The sequence below is a fragment of the Caproiciproducens sp. genome, from assembly GCF_053840905.1.
Window position 1 is genome coordinate 47,761 of sequence record NZ_JBNLXQ010000003.1, and the last position, 19,545, is coordinate 67,305.

17 protein-coding genes and 3 pseudogenes are annotated in these 19,545 nt (G+C 47.6%); 1 reads left to right on the forward strand and 19 read right to left on the reverse strand.

The window, feature by feature from the left end; translation table 11 throughout:
* Positions 1-66 precede the first annotated feature (66 nt).
* Positions 67-1,719: a peptide ABC transporter substrate-binding protein gene (locus ACQGQ5_RS03375; protein ID WP_455735186.1), complete on the reverse strand. Its 1,653-nt coding sequence runs from the start codon at positions 1,717-1,719 to the stop codon at positions 67-69.
* Between the two features lie 727 nt (positions 1,720-2,446).
* On the opposite strand from ACQGQ5_RS03375, the pseudogene ACQGQ5_RS03380 reads away from it, so the two are divergent.
* Positions 2,447-2,560: pseudogene (locus ACQGQ5_RS03380) on the forward strand (sporulation transcriptional regulator SpoIIID); the annotation flags it as partial.
* Between the two features lie 246 nt (positions 2,561-2,806).
* Here ACQGQ5_RS03380 and ACQGQ5_RS03385 read toward each other — a convergent pair.
* The 18 genes and pseudogenes from ACQGQ5_RS03385 to ACQGQ5_RS03470 form a co-directional block, all read right to left on the reverse strand.
* Entirely contained in the window at positions 2,807-3,871 is a 1,065-nt protein-coding gene (locus ACQGQ5_RS03385; protein WP_455735187.1) for a transaldolase family protein, read from the reverse strand.
* Positions 3,872-3,885: 14 nt separating this feature from the next.
* Positions 3,886-5,199, reverse strand: a complete 1,314-nt coding sequence (locus ACQGQ5_RS03390) for an L-fucose/L-arabinose isomerase family protein (protein WP_455735188.1) — start codon at positions 5,197-5,199, stop codon at positions 3,886-3,888.
* A 24-nt stretch (positions 5,200-5,223) separates the two neighbouring features.
* Positions 5,224-5,904: a transaldolase family protein gene (locus ACQGQ5_RS03395; RefSeq protein ID WP_455735189.1), complete on the reverse strand. Its 681-nt coding sequence runs from the start codon at positions 5,902-5,904 to the stop codon at positions 5,224-5,226.
* A 14-nt stretch (positions 5,905-5,918) separates the two neighbouring features.
* Positions 5,919-6,395 carry an RpiB/LacA/LacB family sugar-phosphate isomerase gene (locus ACQGQ5_RS03400; protein WP_455735190.1) on the reverse strand — a complete coding sequence of 159 codons (477 nt, stop codon included), beginning with the start codon at positions 6,393-6,395 and terminating at the stop codon, positions 5,919-5,921.
* Positions 6,396-6,408: 13 nt separating this feature from the next.
* Positions 6,409-7,506, reverse strand: a complete 1,098-nt coding sequence (locus ACQGQ5_RS03405; RefSeq protein WP_455735191.1) for a M24 family metallopeptidase — start codon at positions 7,504-7,506, stop codon at positions 6,409-6,411.
* Complete coding sequence (locus ACQGQ5_RS03410) at positions 7,481-8,461, reverse strand: transketolase family protein (protein ID WP_455735192.1); 981 nt, start codon at positions 8,459-8,461, stop codon at positions 7,481-7,483. Before ACQGQ5_RS03410 ends, ACQGQ5_RS03405 begins: the two co-directional genes overlap by 26 nt.
* Before the next feature lies 1 nt (position 8,462).
* Positions 8,463-9,290 (reverse strand): transketolase, encoded by an 828-nt coding sequence (locus ACQGQ5_RS03415; protein WP_455735193.1) that lies wholly within the window; start codon positions 9,288-9,290, stop codon positions 8,463-8,465.
* 33 nt (positions 9,291-9,323) lie between these two features.
* Positions 9,324-10,445, reverse strand: a complete 1,122-nt coding sequence (locus tag ACQGQ5_RS03420) for an iron-containing alcohol dehydrogenase family protein (protein WP_455735194.1) — start codon at positions 10,443-10,445, stop codon at positions 9,324-9,326.
* Positions 10,442-11,380 (reverse strand): DMT family transporter, encoded by a 939-nt coding sequence (locus tag ACQGQ5_RS03425; RefSeq protein WP_455735195.1) that lies wholly within the window; start codon positions 11,378-11,380, stop codon positions 10,442-10,444. The genes ACQGQ5_RS03420 and ACQGQ5_RS03425 overlap by 4 nt, the downstream gene beginning before the upstream one ends.
* A 70-nt stretch (positions 11,381-11,450) precedes the next feature.
* Positions 11,451-12,668, reverse strand: coding sequence for an ROK family protein (locus tag ACQGQ5_RS03430; protein WP_455735196.1), 1,218 nt, complete (start codon positions 12,666-12,668; stop codon positions 11,451-11,453).
* 126 nt (positions 12,669-12,794) lie between these two features.
* Complete coding sequence (locus tag ACQGQ5_RS03435) at positions 12,795-13,541, reverse strand: ABC transporter ATP-binding protein (RefSeq protein ID WP_455735197.1); 747 nt, start codon at positions 13,539-13,541, stop codon at positions 12,795-12,797.
* 19 nt (positions 13,542-13,560) lie between these two features.
* A complete protein-coding gene (locus ACQGQ5_RS03440; RefSeq protein WP_455735198.1) occupies positions 13,561-14,343 on the reverse strand; it encodes an ABC transporter ATP-binding protein in 783 nt (260 codons plus the stop codon).
* A complete protein-coding gene (locus tag ACQGQ5_RS03445; protein WP_455735199.1) occupies positions 14,316-15,104 on the reverse strand; it encodes an ABC transporter permease in 789 nt (262 codons plus the stop codon). Before ACQGQ5_RS03445 ends, ACQGQ5_RS03440 begins: the two co-directional genes overlap by 28 nt.
* Complete coding sequence (locus ACQGQ5_RS03450) at positions 15,104-15,889, reverse strand: ABC transporter permease (RefSeq protein ID WP_455735200.1); 786 nt, start codon at positions 15,887-15,889, stop codon at positions 15,104-15,106. The genes ACQGQ5_RS03445 and ACQGQ5_RS03450 overlap by 1 nt, the downstream gene beginning before the upstream one ends.
* A 34-nt stretch (positions 15,890-15,923) precedes the next feature.
* On the reverse strand, positions 15,924-17,018 hold the full coding sequence (locus tag ACQGQ5_RS03455; RefSeq protein ID WP_455735201.1) for an ABC transporter substrate-binding protein: 1,095 nt from the start codon (positions 17,016-17,018) through the stop codon (positions 15,924-15,926).
* 476 nt (positions 17,019-17,494) lie between these two features.
* Positions 17,495-18,183 (reverse strand): annotated as a pseudogene (locus ACQGQ5_RS03460) (class II fructose-bisphosphate aldolase).
* A gap of 24 nt (positions 18,184-18,207) precedes the next feature.
* Positions 18,208-18,714, reverse strand: coding sequence for a nucleotide-binding domain containing protein (locus ACQGQ5_RS03465; protein ID WP_455735202.1), 507 nt, complete (start codon positions 18,712-18,714; stop codon positions 18,208-18,210).
* Positions 18,624-19,448 (reverse strand): annotated as a pseudogene (locus ACQGQ5_RS03470) (NAD(P)-dependent oxidoreductase). The gene ACQGQ5_RS03465 and the pseudogene ACQGQ5_RS03470 overlap by 91 nt, the downstream one beginning before the upstream one ends.
* Positions 19,449-19,545 lie beyond the last annotated feature (97 nt).

Below are 19,545 nucleotides of genomic sequence, written 5' to 3' on the forward strand. Positions count from 1 at the left end.
CATTGTGATTTTACAGCAGGTAAGGCTGTTGCATGGCAACAGCCTTACGGAATGCCGACAGCGATTTTATTGTACCGTAACGTATTTCAATTCCAGAATGCCGCTGTTGGGTTCAATCAGATTGGAAACGTTGGATTTAATAAGATAGGCGGAACCCATGTAATACAGAGGAGCGACGACCACATTGTCTGTGATCAGGCTCTTTTCCGCCTGTACCAGCAGATCGGCGCGTTTTTCGTTGTCCTTTTCACCGTGCGCACTCTGAATCAATTTCGCGTAATTGTTTGCCGCATCGGTATCTTTAAAGTTTCCGCGGAACGCGTTCTTATTTTCCGTCCAAATCTGCAGGTAGGTCATCGGGTCATCGTAGTCGGCGCCCCAGGCGTTGAGGCCCATCTGATAGTTGCCGGACTTCATCAGATCTCTTCTGGCTTCCTTCGTTTTGGAATCCAGTCTTACGTCGATGCCGAGTACGGATTTGAACTGGCTCTGCAGATAGGTGCCGACATCTTTGTTTTCGGTGTTATCATCCAGAACGAGAGTAAGCTGCGGAACCTTTCCGCCCAATTCGGCAACTCCCTTTGCCCAGTATTCTTTCGCCTTGGCTTCATCATAAGACGTCAGAGTCCCCTGCATGGAGCCGAAGGTTTTTCCGGCCACGCCGCTGCTCATTGCCTTCGGCACAACGCCGTTTGCCGCTTCGGAACCGTTGTTCAGGATGGTGGACACCAGCGTGTCATTATCGATTGCAAGGCTGAGCGCTTTGCGGATGTTGAGGTTTTTCGTTCCCTCGCCCGTCGTATTAAACTGTATGAAGTTGGTACGGAAGATCGAGTGCGTCTTAAATTCCGCGTTGTCCTTGTAAGCCGGAACATCGGTTGAGGCAAGCTGCACACGGCTCAGCTGACCGGCTTTGTAAAGGTTGAGCGCCGTGCTTTGCTCTTTGATGATTTTAATGCTGACCGTATCGACTTTCACATTTGCAGCGTCCCAGTAGTCCGGATTTTTTTCCAGCTTCACACCTGCAGCCGCGTCATACTGAGAAATTATGTAAGGGCCGGAATAAACCAGATTTTCTTTTCCAAGCGCATAATTTTTGCCCTGTTCGTTGAAGAAGCTCATGTCGACCGCATAGTAAGGAACGAAGGTTGTAAGAGAGAGGAAGTAAGGCGTCGGAGCCTTCAGCTTTACAACCAGAGTCTTGTCGTCCGGGGTTTCGATCCCGACCTGGTCGGCTGCGGCCTTCTTTTCGGAATACTCCTGAGCGTTTACAATATAGTCGGTCATAATGAATGCATAGTTGTTCGGAGTATCGGCGGCCATCTGCTTAATCCATGTGTCCTTAAAAGTTTTAGAGGTAATGGCGTCGCCGTTGCTGAACTTCAAGCCGTCGCGAAGCGTAAAGGTATAGGTGAGCTTGTCGTCCGAGATCTTGCAGTCCTCTGCCATAGCCGGCTGCGGCTGATTGTTCATATCAAGCCGGTAAAGGCCCTCCGAAATATTATTCAGGACATTAAACGCAATATTATCGGAAGCGGCAAACTGGTTCAGGGTTGGGATCTCATTTTCCAGATAAATATTGACTGACGTTGACTTTGCCGCATCGGAATTCGTTTGGCTGGCTGTCGCGCCGCCAGACTTACCGGTAAAGGAACCGCAGCCTGCTGCCACAGACAGGATAAGCGCAGCGGATAGGAGTGACGCAATTAACTTTTTCATATAATCACCTCATAAAAATTGATGCCGGATTAAATATTTTCATAAACCAGCCGCCCCGTGACCGAACAATCGAGCAAGCTGATTTAATGAAGATGAAAGTTGTAAAAATCTTAAATACTATCAAACATTTTAAAAACCTTCATTTTATAATATTTGAATAATAAATTAGCAAAAACGTCAAAATGGTTCGATACCGATTTGACATCTTTGCCAAACTCATATGAATTATTCATGCTTTAAATTTTACTACTTCAAAGTAGTAAAGTCAACAAAAGCTTTACAAAATTTAAACATTTATTTAATTTGTCATAAATTCACTATACAATTGATAAAGAATAAGTCAAAATTTAAAATTATGAATACAGGTTTGATTTTGCTCCTTCTTTTCGGTTTTTCTTTCTTTTTTACGGACTTTTGAATAATTTAGATATTCAATTGCATAAAAAATAAGCTTGACAGCCTTTTGGAAATCCTCGGGCATTGGGAGCGTCACTCAAATCCAAGCTGATTAAAACCAATTTGTTTTCCGTCCGAAAGCGGAATTTGTCTGACAAGGTATTCAAACAGCGAAAGTTTTGAACGGCAGTTGGTTTTAATAAAATGCCGGAGGACTTTGTCAAAAGCGGCATCCATCCGATTTTGCCCTGATGTATATTCTCTTCCTGTACTAATTCCCCTTTCCCCCGCATAATTATTTACCAATCGGAATCGTTTGGAGGGTGGAACAGTGAAAGGTATTGTTGAGGAGCGCGCCGTTGAGCTCGGCGAGTACATAATCAAGAACAGAACCACCGTGCGCGGCGCAGCAAAAAAATTCGGTGTCAGCAAGAGTACTGTACATACAGTTGTAATCTAAATGGACGATTTTCCATTGTGGTGAAATAAGGAAGAAGCCAAGGATTCCTGTGCTCTTGATGGAAGAGAAACTGGAATCCTTGGCTTTATTTTTGGGTCGTTTTATTAAGAAAGATGAAAAAGAACTATGATATTGTAAAACTCAACCCAGTGTTGAGTTCCTACAGAAGCTATCGTTCAAAAAAGAGATTCCCGCAAACCGGCGAAAAAGCACATGCACAGAATTGTCGTTTCAAATCATATAGCCTCTTACCAGCTTAACAAGGTCGTCATATCCCGAAAGGAAAGTAGAAATCGTATTGCGGAAACCGCCATACTTTTCAAACTCTTCGGGCTTCATCCCGTTTTCATCAAACGATTTGTGGAATTCTGCCAGCTTATTCAGCTCATTTAGATATTTCGGATTCACCGGCTCATCTATGCGGTTCTTTACTTCAATATTGCATGCGTTGATCTTTTTATGCCACGCGTAATTGACCGTCATGGCGAGGTCGCCGCCGATCAGCTGTGACCAGTGGTAATGGTTGCGGTTCGCTGCGGACAGAAGCCTTGTCGTATAGCCTCGTTCTTTATAAATCCGGTAGGCCTCCTTGATGACGGCAACTCCGGCCCATTCCAGACATTCCGGATCAAGAACGAGATTTTCATTTTTTACATACTCTTTCAGCCAGTCATCCGTCCTGCCGATCATAATGGTACAAACAGGCGACATGTCCTCGACCGGAAGGTTTTCTTTTCTTCTTCTTTCCAATCCGCGCTCCACTGCTTCGGTCACAGCCACAGCCTGAGCTACGGTAAAGGATACCGTAGCGTTGATGCTTATGCCGTGGTAGGTAGCTTCTTCCATTGCTTTGATGCCAGCTTTTGACGCAGGTATTTTCACCTGCATGTTTCTGCCGAGGGAATTAAGAAACATAGCCTGCTCCAGCATTTTATCCGCATTCCTGTAATACTTCGCGTTTACCTGAATGGAAAGCCTTCCTTTTTTCCCTTTGTATTTTTCAAATACCGGAAGAAGCTTTTTCGACCGCTCACGGCCCGCCTCATAGATCAGGCTCCATGCAATGTCGTCTTCCGTCGCGTCAGGCATCTCAACCAGAAGCTCTTTGATCTTTTTTTCCCAGAAAGGAAGTTCTTCTTTAATAACCGCGCCAACAATAATCGGATTGCTTGTAGCGCCTACAATCCCGCGTTCCAAGCCGTAGTTCAGTTCTTTTTCTCCGCAGGAGTCCATCCAGACATCCGTATCGGGAAATCGAACGGCGGTTTCGTGCAGTTTTCCTTTATACTCACTCATCTCTTTACCTCCGGCTATTCTATAATTTCATAGTCCATCATCTTTGCGAACACCCTCATGATATCTCTGTATTCGCCATACACCATCGTGACATGGTGCGCAAGGCCCGTATACACTACCTTGTCCAGCACCTCTGTAATATGTTGTTCGAATTTTACCTTGGCATAAGTGCCGCAAAGCTGTTTTTTCATATCGACCGCTTCCCCGGCGGCAACGAACATTCTTGTTTTTCCACGGGCTGTATCGATGCGCATCACGTTTACATGTCCGCTTTTCATAACAAAGCCTGCGGTCACGCCTTTTCCGCCCGCAAAATAGGTATCGAGCGTTCTTTCGCATTTGCCGTCCCAAAGATTGAGCGGTGCGACGCCGCAGTGCCACATCAGAGCAAAATCCTCTTTCAGGTCAACCTGAGAAAGGTCGGCTAAGAACGGCGTCTCAGCGCCCATAGCCCTGGCAGCCAACATGGAGAGGGTTCCCTCTATGTCCCCCTCGCAGCCGAGGATCATTCCGCGGGACTGCAGGATGGACATGGTTGCGCACGGCGACACACCATAGTTTGCCGCGTATTCCGGCCAGCAGCGGATGGCGGCGGCGGTGAGTTGATATTTTCCCATAAATTTCGCCGCGCTCACGCACAGACGCGCGACATTCTCAATTTGTCTATCGGTAAGTTCTTTACAGTTAAAGAGTCTGAGAATTTCTTCCCTCTCTTTTTTTACTTCACTGTCGTCAACCGGCTGGGAAAACATATCGGAAATTTCGAAATGATCGATCAGGATACCCGTTTTCCGGTAAACATCCAGGTCGTCGGTCCCCACGTTGAAGAAACCATGCGCCCGATAGCCCACAAGCCCGATCCTGGCGTTTTCGACCACAGCTTTTACCCGCAGCGCCGCAAGCCACGTCTTGTCGATGCTACCGCCGATGGTACAGGTATAATGATCGTTCCCCGCCTTATACAGATTGGAGGCGTTCAGGTTCAGACCGCATACGGAATTGAGGCGGATTTTCCCTCCGTCATAAGGAAGCTCGTCGAACGCCCACAGCAAAATAGGTTTTTTTATGTATTTATTAAAGATCAGGGCCAGATGCCCCAAATGAAAAGTGCCGCTGATGATTACAAGGCCGTCCACATTATTCTTTAGCATCTTTTGAGAAGCGCTCTCAGCGTCCTCTATTTCGATTACCGCCTTCTCTTCAAATACCCATTCGACATCCGGTATCTTCTTCAGGTCTTCCATTGTTTTGTTATAGATTTCCTGGGCTGTTTTATAATCGTAGGTTGTCCTTGTCAGACATACTACTCCCACTTTAACTTTTTGCATATTTCATTCCTCCTTTTTGGTGTATCAGGACTGAACCGTACTGTCCCACGCTTTACGGAATACGTCGATGCCGTAAGCGGTGAACGGGTGCTCAAAGCTCGCCTTGTAAACGTCAAGCCCGCAGGTCACGATATCCGCACCGATTTCGGCATAATCGCCGATCTGCTTTCCGTTGCGGACCGCCGCCACAATGATCTCCGTCTTAAAATCAAAGGTCCTGTAAATTTTAACAATCTTCGCGATATATTCCAATGCGTCGTCTCCGCTGTTTTCTTTCCAGCCCACAAAGGGAGAAACAAATTTTGCCCCGAGCTTTCCGACGGGGATTGCCTGAGACGGAGAGAACACAAGCGTGACGTTGGTGCGCACATTCATCCCCTCCAGCTTCCTTGCAGCAATGAGACCCTGCTCCGTACAGGGGACTTTAATAACATAATTCGGGGAATAGGAAGAAATCTCCTTTGCCGCGGCGATAATATCCGTCGCTTTCTCCAGATGCGGATTAATTTCGAAGGACACAGGGAACCGATCGGCGCCCTCCAGCCCATTTTTTCTGATCCAGGCCGCCACATCCTTTACGATCTGCATAAAAGGCTTCCCGCTCAGCTTAATATGCTTCGGGTTGGTGGTAACGCCGTCGATCCCGTAGTTTTCATAAGCGTATTGAATTTCGTCCAGCTTTGCGCTGTCTAAAAAGTATTTCATCGTTTTTCCTCCGTTTATTGATAAATTTCCTCTTCAATATTTTTCACCTGCTCGCGCGCGCCCCTGAGGAACTTCTGCCGCCATTCCTCCAGATTCTGGGTGAATTCCGTATGCAGAAAGACATCGGCCATTTCACAGCCGAGAACCTCTCCGATCATCCAGCCGCCCATGGTCAGGATATTCGCGTCGTTGATCGCGCGGCATTTTTCCGCCGCATAGGTACTTTCGCAGGCTGCCGCATAAACGCCCTTGAATTTGTTTGCAACAACGGACATACCCATACCCGTTCCGCAAATCAGAATCCCGCGCTCAAATTCGCCGTCCTGTATCTTTTTTGCGGCAACAGGAGCGACCTCGTAAAACGTCATTCCTTTTTCCAGGCTTTGCGTTCCGCAGTCCTCTACCTCATACCCCTGTTCGCAAAGATGGGTTTTGATTGCTTCTTTCAGCGTAAAACCCGATTTATCTGAGCCGATAATAATCTTCTTCAATGTCTCTTCCTCCTCAGCCTAAAATGAGAATGTCTTCCGTCATGACTGTTTTCCCGTTTATTTCAAAAGTAAGGTAAGGATAGTCGCCTGTATGGGTCAGGCTTTCAAATCCGTCTTTCGTAATAAAAATGGTATTTTCCGACTTGGTACCCTGCACGGAAGGATTCCACGCATATACTTCATTTTCCCGAATGACGTGGGTACTGCTGCTTACGGCTTTCAGCTCTCTGGCGGCATAACCGGTCAGTCCACCCTGATGATGGAACTTCCATTCATCCGCATACCCCTTTCCCGCGTACGCCTTGAGCGCCGAGTCAAACACGCTGCCCACTGTTCGCCCCGGCAACGTATTTACCGCAAAAACCGCATCCACATACGCGGAAACCTTCTGTCTCTCTTTCATTCCGCTTCCGGGGTCTTTCAGAGCTACAAGTCTTGTCGCGGAAGCGATCAGCCCGCCCCTGCGGGCGCAGACGGCGATCAGCGCATAATTTTTCAGAACCGCCCCCGTGGGTACGGGATGCCTGTATCGAAGCGTTCTTTCGTCAAAACCAATCAGCAAAGTGATCGGTTCCAGATTGTCCGCCCAGAATTTCCGGGCAAGCTGTCCGGCCAGTTCATACTCGGTAATGCCGGGCCTGAGCGTACGGCAGACTTCTTCCAGGTCCTTCGCCGCAGTCTGGCAAATATCGCGGTAACGTTCAATATCATAGGCGCTCATCCGCGTGCGCGCATCGAACAGTTCCTTTTCAACCCCACCGGCATCCAATCTTTTTCCAGAACCGCAGATTTTATCAAGAATTTTACTTCTCTCTCCCGACTCCTGCCAGGGATACTCTTTTACGGTCACAAAAGGATTTTCCCCAAGCTGCTCTTTATAAAGGCGGGCTGCCTCAATATTTTCCGCTACCAGATAAGTCCTGTCCTTTGTGACCACAACAGTACCGCAGGCCGCGGTGGAAGCGGTGCCAATAAAACCTCGGCCCCCTGTCAACCAGCTAAAATCGTTCTGATTGCTCAGCAAAAGCGCTTCAGCGCCCTTGTCCCGGAGAATTTCCCGCAAAACCTGCTCCTTTTCTTGAAAATCAGCAATCTGATTTTTGTTCAGCATTCGATTTCCTCCTGTCCTTCATGGCTATTGCTTTTTCGGCGGCTTCCACGATATTTCGGGCTTTAAGCCCATATTTTTCTTTCAGGAATTCGGTCAGTCCGACTTCGCCGAAATGATCTTTTACGCCGACCTTTTGAAGCGGTACGGGAAAATGCTCACTCAGGCAGTCCGCAACTGCGCTGCCGAGCCCGTTGATTACGGTATGATTTTCCGCCGTGACCACCGCACCGGTTTTACGGGCGCTTTCCAGCAGCAGCCCGGTGTCCAGGGGTTTTACCGTATGGATATTGATGATTTCCGCATCGATTCCTTTTTCGCCAAGCAGCCTGCCGGCTTCCATTGTCTCCGCGACCATAATGCCGGAGGCAACGAGGGTCACGTCCCGGCCGGTCTTCAGGACAATGCCTTTACCCAGCTGGAATTCGCAGTCGTCCTCGAAAATTCTGACCGCGTTTCTCCGGAGCAGGCGGATATACACCGGACCGTCATGGTACATAATCTGCGGAAACGCTTTTCTCAACTGGGCGCTGTCCGTGGGCTCAAACACCGTCATTCCGGGAATATTGCGCATAATGGCAACGTCCTCCATGCTCATATGAGTTCCGCCGTTCAGTTCCGCGGTCACGCCCGGATCGCTTCCCATCATCTTTACATTCAGCTTCGCGTATGCAACCGATAACGTGACCTGATCGCAGACGCGGCGGGTCGAGAACGGTGTAAAGGTATGCGTAAAAGGGATTTTGCCCATAGCCGCCATTCCCGCAGCTACTCCGATCATATTCGCCTCCGCAATACCGACGTCAAAGGTCCTTTCCGGATACTTTTCGGCAAAACGTTTTGTACCGGCCGCAAGCATCAGGTCCGCCTCAACAAGAACCAGCCTCTCATCCTTTTGCGCATATTCCATCAGCAGATCCACATAGGTTTCACGCAGCCATCTGTTTTCCAGTTCCATGTTATGCTTCCTCCCGATCCAGTAAATCTACCGCTTCTCTCCACATCTCCGGCGTAATTTGCATATTGTGGGACTTTACCATGTTCTCGCAGAAATATGCGCCCTTGCCCTTAATGGTGTTGAGCAGAATCATAGAGGGCCTGCCCGGTATTTTTTTCGCGTTGTCGACGGCATTCAGAATTTCCTGAATATTGTGCCCGTCCACCGATTGGACGTGCCAGCCAAAAGCCTCCCATTTTTTATCCAGGGGATACAGCCCGTTGACGCTTTCAATCATCCCGTCAATCTGCATTTTATTGTAGTCGGTAAACGCAACCAGATGGTCCAGCTGCCTGCTGGCGGCAAACATGGCGGCCTCCCATATCTGGCCTTCCTGACTTTCGCCGTCGCCGATAATCGTATAGACAAACAGGTCTTTATGTTCCATGTTTGCCGCCGCGGCCATACCGACCGCCGCCGAGAATCCCTGTCCCAGCGAACCGGTGGTCATATCGATCCCGTTCGTCAGGTTCCGGTCGCAGTGGCTGGGCAGATGGGTATTCGGCCTGTTCAGCGTAGCCAGCTCGCTTTTTTTCAGAAAGCCCTTCAGAGCCAAAGCGGCATAGACTGCCGGTCCGCCATGCCCTTTGGACAGTACGAAACGGTCGCGATCCTCCATTTTCGGGTTTTCCGCGTCGATCCGCATAATGTCGAAGTAAAGGGCGGAAAGTACCTCGCAGATGGAAAGGCAGCCTCCGATATGCCCTACCCCGAGCTCTCCGATTTCCTGTATCGTCAGCTTCCGGATTTCATCCGCTTTCTCCTGAAGCATTTGTACCTTATTACTCATGATTGTGGCTCCTTTAATTGATCTGTGCGAACCTTACAGAATGGATCTCAGAAGTCCGCACACGGTTTCCTCATTCATTTCGGCAGGCGTCAGCTGGATAATCGCCGCATTTAAACCCACTTTTGCAATATGCGGTATATCGGATTCCCTGACCCCGAGCTGATGAAGACGCACGGGCATCTTCATGCTTTCCATCAAATGCTCAACCGCATCTGCAAATTCATTGATCTCCGAATAGCCGAGGTAACGCATGAGCTTCTCCATTTTTTCCTTTGCCTGTTTGTAGCAGAGACGTATAAACGCGGGTAGCGTTATGGAGCAGGCGGTCCCGTGGTTGGCCCCGAATTCCGTCGTGAGCGGGAAGCTCAGCGCATGAATGCCGGTGGTCCTTGTCTGACTGAACGCGACCCCCGCTGTCAGGCTCGCTAAAATCATCGACGCGCGCGCTTCCTTGTCGGACGGCGTGTCATAAGCTTTTTTGATGTTTTTCAGAACCAGTTCCAGCGCGCCCAGCGAGAGCATATCGCATAAAGGCTGCGACTCTTTGTTCCAGTAGGCTTCTATTGCATGGCAGAACGCGTCCATTCCGGTAGAGGCGGTGACGGCGGGCGGAAGGGTATAAGTGAGCTCGGGATCGATCATTGCGCAGTCCGCCCAGAAGCAGTCGTTTACCATCGGCATTTTGATCCCGGCCCTCTGATTGGTAAACACGCCGACATTTGTAACTTCACTTCCGGTACCCGCCGTTGTAGGTATCAGAATCAGCTGTGCTTTCCTTGATTCAAGCACACGGTTTCCGCCGGCGTAGTAATCGTAGATACTTCCCGGATTGGTCACAAGGCAGGAAACAATTTTGGAAACATCCATTGCACTTCCGCCGCCCAGTCCGATCACGCAGTCCGCCTGAATTTCCCGGGCGGCCCGCGCCGCTTTATCCACACTTTCGCAGGATGGGTTTGGCTCGATTTCACTGAAATACACAGTGTTCTTTTCAGTCATAGCATCGCCCAGCGTTTTCGCCACGCCGGACTTGTAAAGGAACGGATCGCAAATCAGGAGGACGCTGTTCCCTTTCACATATTGGCTCAATTCTTTTGTTATGCCGTTTCCAAACCGGATATTAACCGGCATATAAAAACTGAATTGTTCTTTCATTTTTCTTTTACTCCTTCCGTCACGGTATTTTGCTGAAATTGGCTTTTTTTCTTTTGCTCCAGAAGAATTCCCAGAGCTCCGAGAAGGACTACCGCCATACCACCATATTGCATCGGTACCAGCCTTTCACCGAAAGCCATGTAGGAGACCAGCGCCGCCACAACCGGCATCAGCAGCAGAAAGACCTTTACGATCCATACGGGAAAACGTCTGAGGTTATCATAGTAAACGATATAAATCAGGGATTGGCCAACAGAGCATATCAGCAGTATCACAATAATAAATGCGTTGCCGCCGATTTTTGCAAGCTGCCGGAAATCCCCGGTAAACAGCGCAGACAGCGCGAAGAGCGCCATGGTGATAAAATTGTTATAGAACGCAACCACATGATCGCTTACCGCGCTTACTTTGCTGGTCTGTACGCTTTTGATCAGGAAAGCGTTGATAGATACGAACAGGGCGCTGAGGATGAAAAAAATATTGCCCGCATCGCCCAAACGGAAGCTGGAAAAATTGATCCCCATCACCAGAAAAACCCCAAAGAGCATTACCATGGAGCAGGCCCAATCCGCGCGAGTAAACCTATATTTGTAAATCAGTACCGAAATGATATTTACAAACAAAACATCGCATTTCAAAAGCGCGGTACCGCTGCCCGCCGGAGAAACCGAGAGGCCGATAAAAGCGGTCAGGTCCAGAAGATAGCCGAAGCCTCCTATCAGAAACAGCCTTTTGGTTACCCCCTTTGTATGGAACAGATCCGTAAACTTTCCCTCGGCCAGCATGATAACTGCCAGAATCATCATGGTGATAAAACGAACTACAATTCCTACTGAAAAAACCGACAAAACTCTGACAGCTCTTTGGGTGGCGACATAGTAAACGCCCCAGATTACTGAAAGCAAAAGCAACGATGTTACAGATTTTAGTTTCATGATTTTTCTCCTCAAAATTTTATCGATTTCGATACAATTCAGCAGCCATGAGGAAAATTTCGCACTTCCCTCAAACTTCTTCCTGTGCCACCTGGTATTCGTTCTCCATAATCATCATAGCGGCTCCGACCGCACCGATATTATCCTGCGCCTTGATGCATTCGACGCTGAAATTTTCAATGAGCTCGGAGGGCACACTGTCCTGAATCACACTATAGACCATATTGGAAAAGATCTCTCCGCCCATTCCGCTTTTGCTCGCAATAATCACCTGCTTGGGGTTAATGGCTGCCAGCGCCATTGCAAGGCTTTCGCCTAAATAAGCAGCTGTTTCCCTCATCAGATCTACGGAATCGGGATTTCCCTGCAAAGCGGACTCCACAAACATGCTCATAGAAAAGCGGTCCATATCACCCTGAACCATCTCTTTGATATCGGCAAAATATCCGCATTCCATCCGTTCAACAATTTTGGTCTTTATTGCTTTGAAGGAAGCCTCCGTATCCAAACATCCTTTTTTGCCACAGGAGCAATAACGGTAACCGTTTACCAGCCGGACATGGCCAATTTCACCCGCTGTGCCATTATTTCCGGAATACAGCTTATTCCCAATGATCATACCCATTCTGAGACCGTATTTCATGGAGAGCAGGACAAAATCATCCGCTCTTTCCCCATACTCCATCCAGCGATAGGCTATCGTCATGGTATTGATGTTGTTTTCAATGATGACCTTATAGCCGAATTTTTCTTCAATCATCCGTTGAATGGGGATGTTCCTCCATCCGTTGATATAGGCGTACTCCACACCGAGTCCTTTTTCCTTATTCACATAGCCCGGCAATCCGAGGCCGATTCCCAAAACTCTGGATTTATCTTCCCCCACGAAGTCCAGCGCACGGCGAATGGCGGTTTCAATTTTTTTAAGAATAGTCTCCGGCGTATCTGTTGAATAAAGCCTGTCATCTGCGGAAAAAATAACCTGAAACGCAAAGTTTACCACTACACAGTTCAGGCTGTCCGCATTGAATTCCACGCCAATGAAATATTGTCCATCCGGACAGATATGCAGCCATGTGGGCCTGCGACCCACCCGGACAGAATCGCAGTCTTCCTCAACGAGCAGCCTTTTTTCAATTAAATCATTGATTGTATTCAGCACAGTTGTCATACTGTAGCCAGTCCTTTTTTTGACTTCATGCCTTGAGATCATTTCGTTGTACCGGACTGTACTGATTATTTTATTTCTTTTCAGGTCTTTTCTGCTCTCTACGATTCCCTGTTCCATGGTACTGCCTCTCTTTGCTTTTTTCATCATTATAAATTAATTATGATGAATTTTGAATAGTCCACAAAGAATTTTTTCCATTGGGTATTGTTCTGACGCTCAACCCAAACCTTTTTAATCGTCTTCTTACCACCACTTGATCTGATCTGTAATATACTGCCTCTTTGCGATAAAATCAGGACTGGAAACATTTCTCGGTCTGGGAAGATCAATCACGGTTTCTTCTTTAATGTGTGTGGGCTTATTGGAGAGGATCAGACAGCGTTCTGCCATATAGACCGCTTCTTCAATATTGTGCGTAATAAAGATGATGGTTGTTTTCTCCTTCTGCCAGAGCTTGATCAGCTCATCCTCCAGCTTAAAGCGAAGCTCGATATCGAGCTGGCCGTAGGGTTCATCCATCAGCAGCAGCTCCGGATGCACTGCAAACGCCCTTGCGATAACCACTCTTTGCAGCATACTGGCGGAAAGCTGTTTTGGATAGTAGTCGCGGAATTTAGTCAGTCCCACCATTTCCATTACCTCTTCCGCCCGCTTTTTTTGGTCTGCCTCAGGTACTTTTTTAATATTCAGGCCAAACCGGACGTTTTGTTCCACGGTCAACCACGGCATTGTGGAATATTCCTGAAAAATGTAAGCGATGTTATGCTTTTTCAGATTCACCGGTTCACCGTCAATATAAATTTCGCCCGCGGTAAGCTCATTAAGTTTGGTCAGGCTGTTGAGAAAGGTCGTTTTGCCACAGCCAGTCGGTCCGACAATACATAAGAACTCTCCTTTTTTCACTTCAAAGGATATATCGTCCAAAACAAGCAAATCACCGAACTTTTTTGTAATGTGGTCTGCCTTTACTTTGATTCTGTCTTCAGCCACTTGAACTTCCCCCTTCCGTTTAAAGTGTCTTGTCCACTATATTTGTGATTTCTTCCCTAAGGCGTAAAAATTCAGGGTCCACATAGTCTCTCGGACGTTTCATGGTGATATTGTATTCACACTTTACACTCGCGGGGCAGTTTGTGAGCACGACGATCCGGTCAGCCAGATACAGGGCCTCTTCAATATTGTTTGTAACAAAAATCGCGGTCCTTTTTTCGGATTCCCAGATACGAACAAGTTCTTCTTGCATCAGGTATCTTGTTTGAGCATCCAGATGGCCGAACGGCTCGTCCATCAGCATCACGACCGGTTCGTTGCAGTACGCCCGGGCAATGCCGACGCGCTGCTGCATCCCTCCGGAAAGTTTGACTGGATAGGAGTTTTCAAATCCTTCCAGGCCGACTAATTTAATATAATGGGCCGTTCTTCTTTCTCTCTCCGCTTTTGATATTCCCCTTACCTTCGGTCCAAACTCCACATTCCCTTTGACGGTGAGCCAGGGAAACAGCGCCGTCGTCTGGTAAACCACTCCGCGTTCGGGATTCGGTTTGTTCACTTCCTTATTATTAACGATTATTTTTCCGGAGGTGGCGGGCTCAAGTCCCGCAATCAGGTTCAGCAGAGTGGTTTTACCGCACTGACCGGGGCCAAACAGAACAAGAAATTCATTTTCTTTCACCTTCAGTGAAAAGTTATCGGCGACCTTAAGGGTTCCCCGTTCCGTTGTAAACTCCTTCGTGACGTTTTCACAATCGATAATAAAATTATCCTTTATACTCCCCTGTTGTTCCATGCGCATAGTCTGGCCTCCGCTTCTCTCATAATAATGGCAAGGATAAACCCTACAATACCGATCGCAAGGATTCCCACCAGAATCTGTGTTGTGTCGTTCGTCTGCATTCCGCCGAAAATCAGCCATCCGACTCCTTCGGAGGAACGAACCATTTCAGCCGCCACAACCGTTGCCCAGCTGCTGGAAAGCGCGATCTGCAGGCCGGCAAAAATGTACGGAACGGAAAAAGGCATTACAATCTTGGTAAAGAGCTGCCGGTTGTTGGCCCCCAACATTTTAGCGGCCCCAACCAGAACCGGATCAACCGCTTTGGCACCCGCATATGCGTTTTGGGTGACATTTGTGAACGCCGCTAAAAAGATCAGGAAGAATTTCGTCATCTCTCCGATTCCGAACCACAGGATGGAAAGCGGAATCCACGCGATCGGAGGAATCGGGCGGATGACCTCAAAAATCGGACGGAAAATCGCCTCGATCGTCCGGTTCCAGCCCATTCCCATTCCTAAGGCGACTCCCGCAACACAGGCCACCACATAAGCAAGCATTACGCGTTCCAGACTCCAGAAAATATGCCCAATCAGCGTATACTGGCCAATATTGGAGTAGCAGTCCTTAATAAAATCCTGAAACACCACGACCGGTGTCGGAAGGAGCTTTCCAACTGCCGTACAGGCCGCGCCGTACTGCCAAAGCAGGATAAACAGCAGGATAGAGACAGCCCCGGCGATGACTTTTGTCATATTTTTCGATTTAAGCTTTTTTCCCATTACTGTTCTCCTCCTTTCAGCACGATCTTTTCAATCACGGAAAGCAGCTGCCCAAGCAGGGCGCCGATCGCGCCGATGGAGATCATCCCGACAATAATAACGTCCGGGCGGGATAGTCCTCTGCACTGCTGAATCATAAATCCGAGCCCTTTTGTAGACGCAAGCAGTTCGGCGGCTACCAAGGCTGTCCATGCGGAGCCAAGCGCAACTCTGCACGCCGTCATGACCATGGGCATCGCCGTAGGAATCGCGATCTTAAACAGCAGCTGCATGTTGGAGGCGCCGAACGTTTGCCCGACCCACAAATGAACTGCTCTTGTCCGTTTGATTCCCGAATAAGCGTTCACAATACACGGAACCAAAGCGGAAAGGAAAATAACCGCAGCCTTGGAGGCAATCCCGATCCCGAGAAAGATGATCATGAGAGGAATCCAGGCAATACCTGGAACAGGTCTCAGCAAGTCAAACAGGGGACGGAAAAACATGTCGATCTTTTCGCTCCATCCCATCAGTATGCCTAATGGAATGCCAATCAGAAGCCCGAGAAAGTAACCCAGCAGGGCGACCTGAAGACTTGCTCCGATATGCTGCGGCAGGGTGGCGCCGTCAGGGTTAACATCATACATTTTAATAAAGAAGGTTCTGACAACCTTAAGCGGACTTGGGAAAATAGAAGAGGGAAACATTTTTAATATATCTGTGACAAGATACCACACGAATATAACGATAACTACGGATAACACAGACAGCAGCAGGTATTTGGCTCCGTTCTTCTTGTTTTTCATTTTGCACCTCGTTTCTTTATCCGTTAAAATACGCTTATTTCGCAGTGTTGATCTTTACGCCAAACGCTTCCTCAATAACCGACGCATCAAAGTTCTTGGGAACATTGGGAAGAAGGTCTTTTTCAATTTTTCCTGCGTCGGCGAAGAAATTTGCCAGCAGCATATAGCTGTCACCCAAAGTATACCCGGACTGCTTGTAGTCTTCCTTGGTGATATAATCGCGTACGGAGATTTCATCATCCATCATTTTGTCCGTATATACCAGACCATTATCTTTGAAGAACTTCATGGAGAAGGTGTGTCTTTCATCTTTATCCTTCGCAAGTGCTTCGCAGGCTTTTTCGTAAACCTGAATAAATTTCACAACATCTGCTTTTCTGTCTTTGAGAACGCTTTTCCGTACGAGAATTCCGTCCTTCATCTTCATACCGGAAGCTTGTTCAAACGAAATGGCCCTTACTGCTCCGGCGGCTTCCGCCTGGAAGGAGAACGGAGGAGGAACGGAGATCGCGTCGCCCTCACCAGTTTTGAACGCCTGAAGAGCCTGTGCAAATTCCATGGAAACCTGCTCGATATCCGTTTCTTTAAGACCGAATTTCTGCGCATAGTTTATCGTAACATATTGAGATACGGTTCCCAGAGACCCGAGCACTTTGATTCCCTTAACCGTATCCTTGGAACCCAAAACGTCCGGGTTATCTTTCAGCTGCCCTTTTATCTTTGCGATCGGGCTGTCCTTTCTTACATAAAGTCCCATGCCGCCGGCCGTATTCGACTCATAAACCAGCGTACTGATATCGTTTGCCATAGAGAACACCGCCGCGGTCCCCGCAACTCCGATATCAAGCTGCCCCGCGGAGAGAGACTCGTTCATCGGCGTACCATTCTGGAACATAACAAATTTTACATTCAGTCCTGCATCCTTGAACCAGCCCTTTTCGTACGCATACTGTGCCGGCACGTTTACGGTAAACGGCATCATCCCAACATTCAGTACCACTCCGTCCGTTGCCGCGCCACTCACGTTCGCGGCGGCGTTTGTGTCTGAAGTGGAGGTTTTCGCTTGACACCCCGCAAAAGTGCTGATTAACAGTACAGTTGATAAAATCGCCGAAACAATCCTTTTCATTAACAATTCCTCCTTAATTTTTAGTGAAGAAAATTAAAACTCCCCGATGTTCCAAACAAAATCCCGATAACCTGATTCACACTTCCTTCCCGATTTTATTATGTTTCAACAGGCTCCAGTCGAACGGCAGAATCCCCCAAATTATCTGCTATTCTATTGAAATACACTGCTTGTTGTCACATTAATTTATCGTTTTCGATTATATTTTATCATAATTATATGTAATGTCAATATATTATTTCAATATATTTTAATTTATTGTCGAATATTATTGATTATTCGATATTTTTTTAACTAAATATTATTTTTTCGATATTTTATAAAAATCTCTATCAGTCTGATCAGTGGATCAATATTATCGCCAGATTCTTGTAAAGGACTTGAGAACAAACGGGAGCAAGATAAAGGGGCTGTTGCAAAACTTTCGTTTCGCAACAGCCCCTTTATCTAATTTTAGATCCATCTTCAAAAACAATTCAGATATTTTTCCACAACCCTTCCATTGCAGTTTGGGCATATTCCATCGCCTTATCCATCCTGGCAGTTCCTGCCTGCGCGTCCAGAAACGTTTTTACCAATTTTGCCGCTTCCACCGCCATATCCGTATTGACGTTTATTTTCCGTATTCCACATCGAATTGCTTTTCGAATATCATTGAATGGGATTCCAGAGCATCGACCCCGGTTTTGGCAGCGAACAGGGCTGCCTGACCGGGACTTGTATAATAATCGCTTTGAATTCGGGAACCAGTTCCGTCTTCCGGATTCACATATCCAAGTTCGCCTTCTACCGTCACGCCGTATTTTTTTGCATAATCTACGATTTCTTTTGTGTTCTGTATATTTTCTTCAATCGGTAAATGGGAACTGTCATACATCACAGAGGAAAAGCCTAACGTAATCGCCTGGAAGACTACCTCTTTGCTGCGAGCATGGTCAAGATGGAGAACAAACGGCATATTGTATATCCTGTCAAAGACACCGGCGAGTCCGGCTGTCAGTTCGAGAGGCATATGTGACAGATATCCCTCTCCGAATGCCGCAATCACTGGTTTTCCGTCCTTTTTTGCCACATTTAAGATGGCTGTCAGACTTTCTATATTATAAAAGTTGAAAGAAACAAGGCAAAGACTGCTTTGGAAAGCCGAATCTAAATTTATAAGCATTTTTACACCCTATCCAAAATTCAGTTACATTAATTTCGACACAATCCGAAACAGGCTTTTTTCATTTCCGACATTACCGGGGAAAATAATATAAGCCATACCTGGGAACTTACTTTCCGGCCCGGCGAGCCAAACAGGAATCCCCGGTTCGATTTGCCCCATTATTTTCGCCCTCCAGATATGCAGGGCTTTTGTGGCAATGTCGCTGGATGTGATTCCGCCCTTCGCAATCAGGAAGCGAGGCCGAACATCCAGACCGGCAATCACCCGGACGATAGCATCTGAAATTTTCGTGGATACTTCAAGCTGTTTTTCAGAGTCGTCCGTATCCAGATCCAGCCGGTCACGCCTTGTATGAATAGCGACGATCCTGCCCGCCCTGACAAGTCGTTCCGCCTCGGCGGCAACTTTCCGCGTCTCTTCCTGCAGTCCGTTTTTTTCTAAAACCCGGTGCTGGTCATACTGAATAAATTCCACCGGCAGATTTCCGTTTTTAAGGTATTCCAGCTGATCCGTCGTTTTTTTGCACATGTGAACCCACGATAATGATCCCGCCGTTTTGACTGGTATTGGCAAGCTCCTTTCTGCAGTCCAGCAGCGGGCGGCATGGCATCAAACTGTTTCTTCCCAAGCATACCGCGCGTTTCAGGAGTAGAAGGCATATGCAGGGAAATTACGCTGCATGCCGACAGGCATTCCTCCAATTGACCGTGATAGACATACCCGTACTTTTCCACGGTTTCTTGATTTATATAGGGATCAAAAACATGGACCTACATATCGTTGCGGAAAAACAACCCCGCCGTAATGCGTCCGATATTTCCAAATCCGATTACACCGACCTTATGATGCTCCAGCTCAATTGCCCTATACTGATTGCGTATCCCAAAATTCCCTTTCGCCGTTTGGGCATAACTTTCCACAACGTTTTTCGTTATGGTATAAGTCAGTGCGATCGCATGTTCCGCAACGGAACGCGCATTGGTGCTCGGTGCAATCACGACCGGTATTCCAAGCTCTGTCGCGGCTTTCATATCCACATTGTCAACACCAACACCCGGGCGGGAAATCACCCTGAGCTTTGGGCATCGTTCCATTAACTCCCTGTCTATTTTTCCTACGCGGATAATCAGACCGTCACATTTTTGCAAATCGGTCAATACCTTCCAAAAATCGGAAGTATCCGCGACAATCACATCGGCGTGCTCTCGCAGAAGCAGCATCCCGTCGTCATATAAAGCATGGGAAAGCATAATAGTCAGCATTCTTTCTTTTCCTCCTGTCGCCAAAATAAAATACCGTCTGTCCAGAATCGTTTATGAAGGAGGCAGAGCCGCCTTATGTGGCGGCCCTTCCCAGAGA

What these genes read in the sequence shown, in the direction of transcription:
- ACQGQ5_RS03375 (WP_455735186.1), bottom strand. Translation starts at nt 1,719, where the DNA reads ATGAAAAAGTTAATTGCGTCACTCCTATCCGCTGCGCTTATCCTGTCT.
- ACQGQ5_RS03385 (WP_455735187.1), bottom strand. Translation starts at nt 3,871, where the DNA reads ATGAGTGAGTATAAAGGAAAACTGCACGAAACCGCCGTTCGATTTCCC.
- ACQGQ5_RS03390 (WP_455735188.1), bottom strand. Translation starts at nt 5,199, where the DNA reads ATGCAAAAAGTTAAAGTGGGAGTAGTATGTCTGACAAGGACAACCTAC.
- ACQGQ5_RS03395 (WP_455735189.1), bottom strand. Translation starts at nt 5,904, where the DNA reads ATGAAATACTTTTTAGACAGCGCAAAGCTGGACGAAATTCAATACGCT.
- ACQGQ5_RS03405 (WP_455735191.1), bottom strand. Translation starts at nt 7,506, where the DNA reads ATGCTGAACAAAAATCAGATTGCTGATTTTCAAGAAAAGGAGCAGGTT.
- ACQGQ5_RS03410 (WP_455735192.1), bottom strand. Translation starts at nt 8,461, where the DNA reads ATGGAACTGGAAAACAGATGGCTGCGTGAAACCTATGTGGATCTGCTG.
- ACQGQ5_RS03415 (WP_455735193.1), bottom strand. Translation starts at nt 9,290, where the DNA reads ATGAGTAATAAGGTACAAATGCTTCAGGAGAAAGCGGATGAAATCCGG.
- ACQGQ5_RS03420 (WP_455735194.1), bottom strand. Translation starts at nt 10,445, where the DNA reads ATGAAAGAACAATTCAGTTTTTATATGCCGGTTAATATCCGGTTTGGA.
- ACQGQ5_RS03425 (WP_455735195.1), bottom strand. Translation starts at nt 11,380, where the DNA reads ATGAAACTAAAATCTGTAACATCGTTGCTTTTGCTTTCAGTAATCTGG.
- ACQGQ5_RS03430 (WP_455735196.1), bottom strand. Translation starts at nt 12,668, where the DNA reads ATGGAACAGGGAATCGTAGAGAGCAGAAAAGACCTGAAAAGAAATAAA.
- ACQGQ5_RS03440 (WP_455735198.1), bottom strand. Translation starts at nt 14,343, where the DNA reads ATGCGCATGGAACAACAGGGGAGTATAAAGGATAATTTTATTATCGAT.
- ACQGQ5_RS03445 (WP_455735199.1), bottom strand. Translation starts at nt 15,104, where the DNA reads ATGGGAAAAAAGCTTAAATCGAAAAATATGACAAAAGTCATCGCCGGG.
- ACQGQ5_RS03450 (WP_455735200.1), bottom strand. Translation starts at nt 15,889, where the DNA reads ATGAAAAACAAGAAGAACGGAGCCAAATACCTGCTGCTGTCTGTGTTA.
- ACQGQ5_RS03455 (WP_455735201.1), bottom strand. Translation starts at nt 17,018, where the DNA reads ATGAAAAGGATTGTTTCGGCGATTTTATCAACTGTACTGTTAATCAGC.
- ACQGQ5_RS03465 (WP_455735202.1), bottom strand. Translation starts at nt 18,714, where the DNA reads ATGTGCAAAAAAACGACGGATCAGCTGGAATACCTTAAAAACGGAAAT.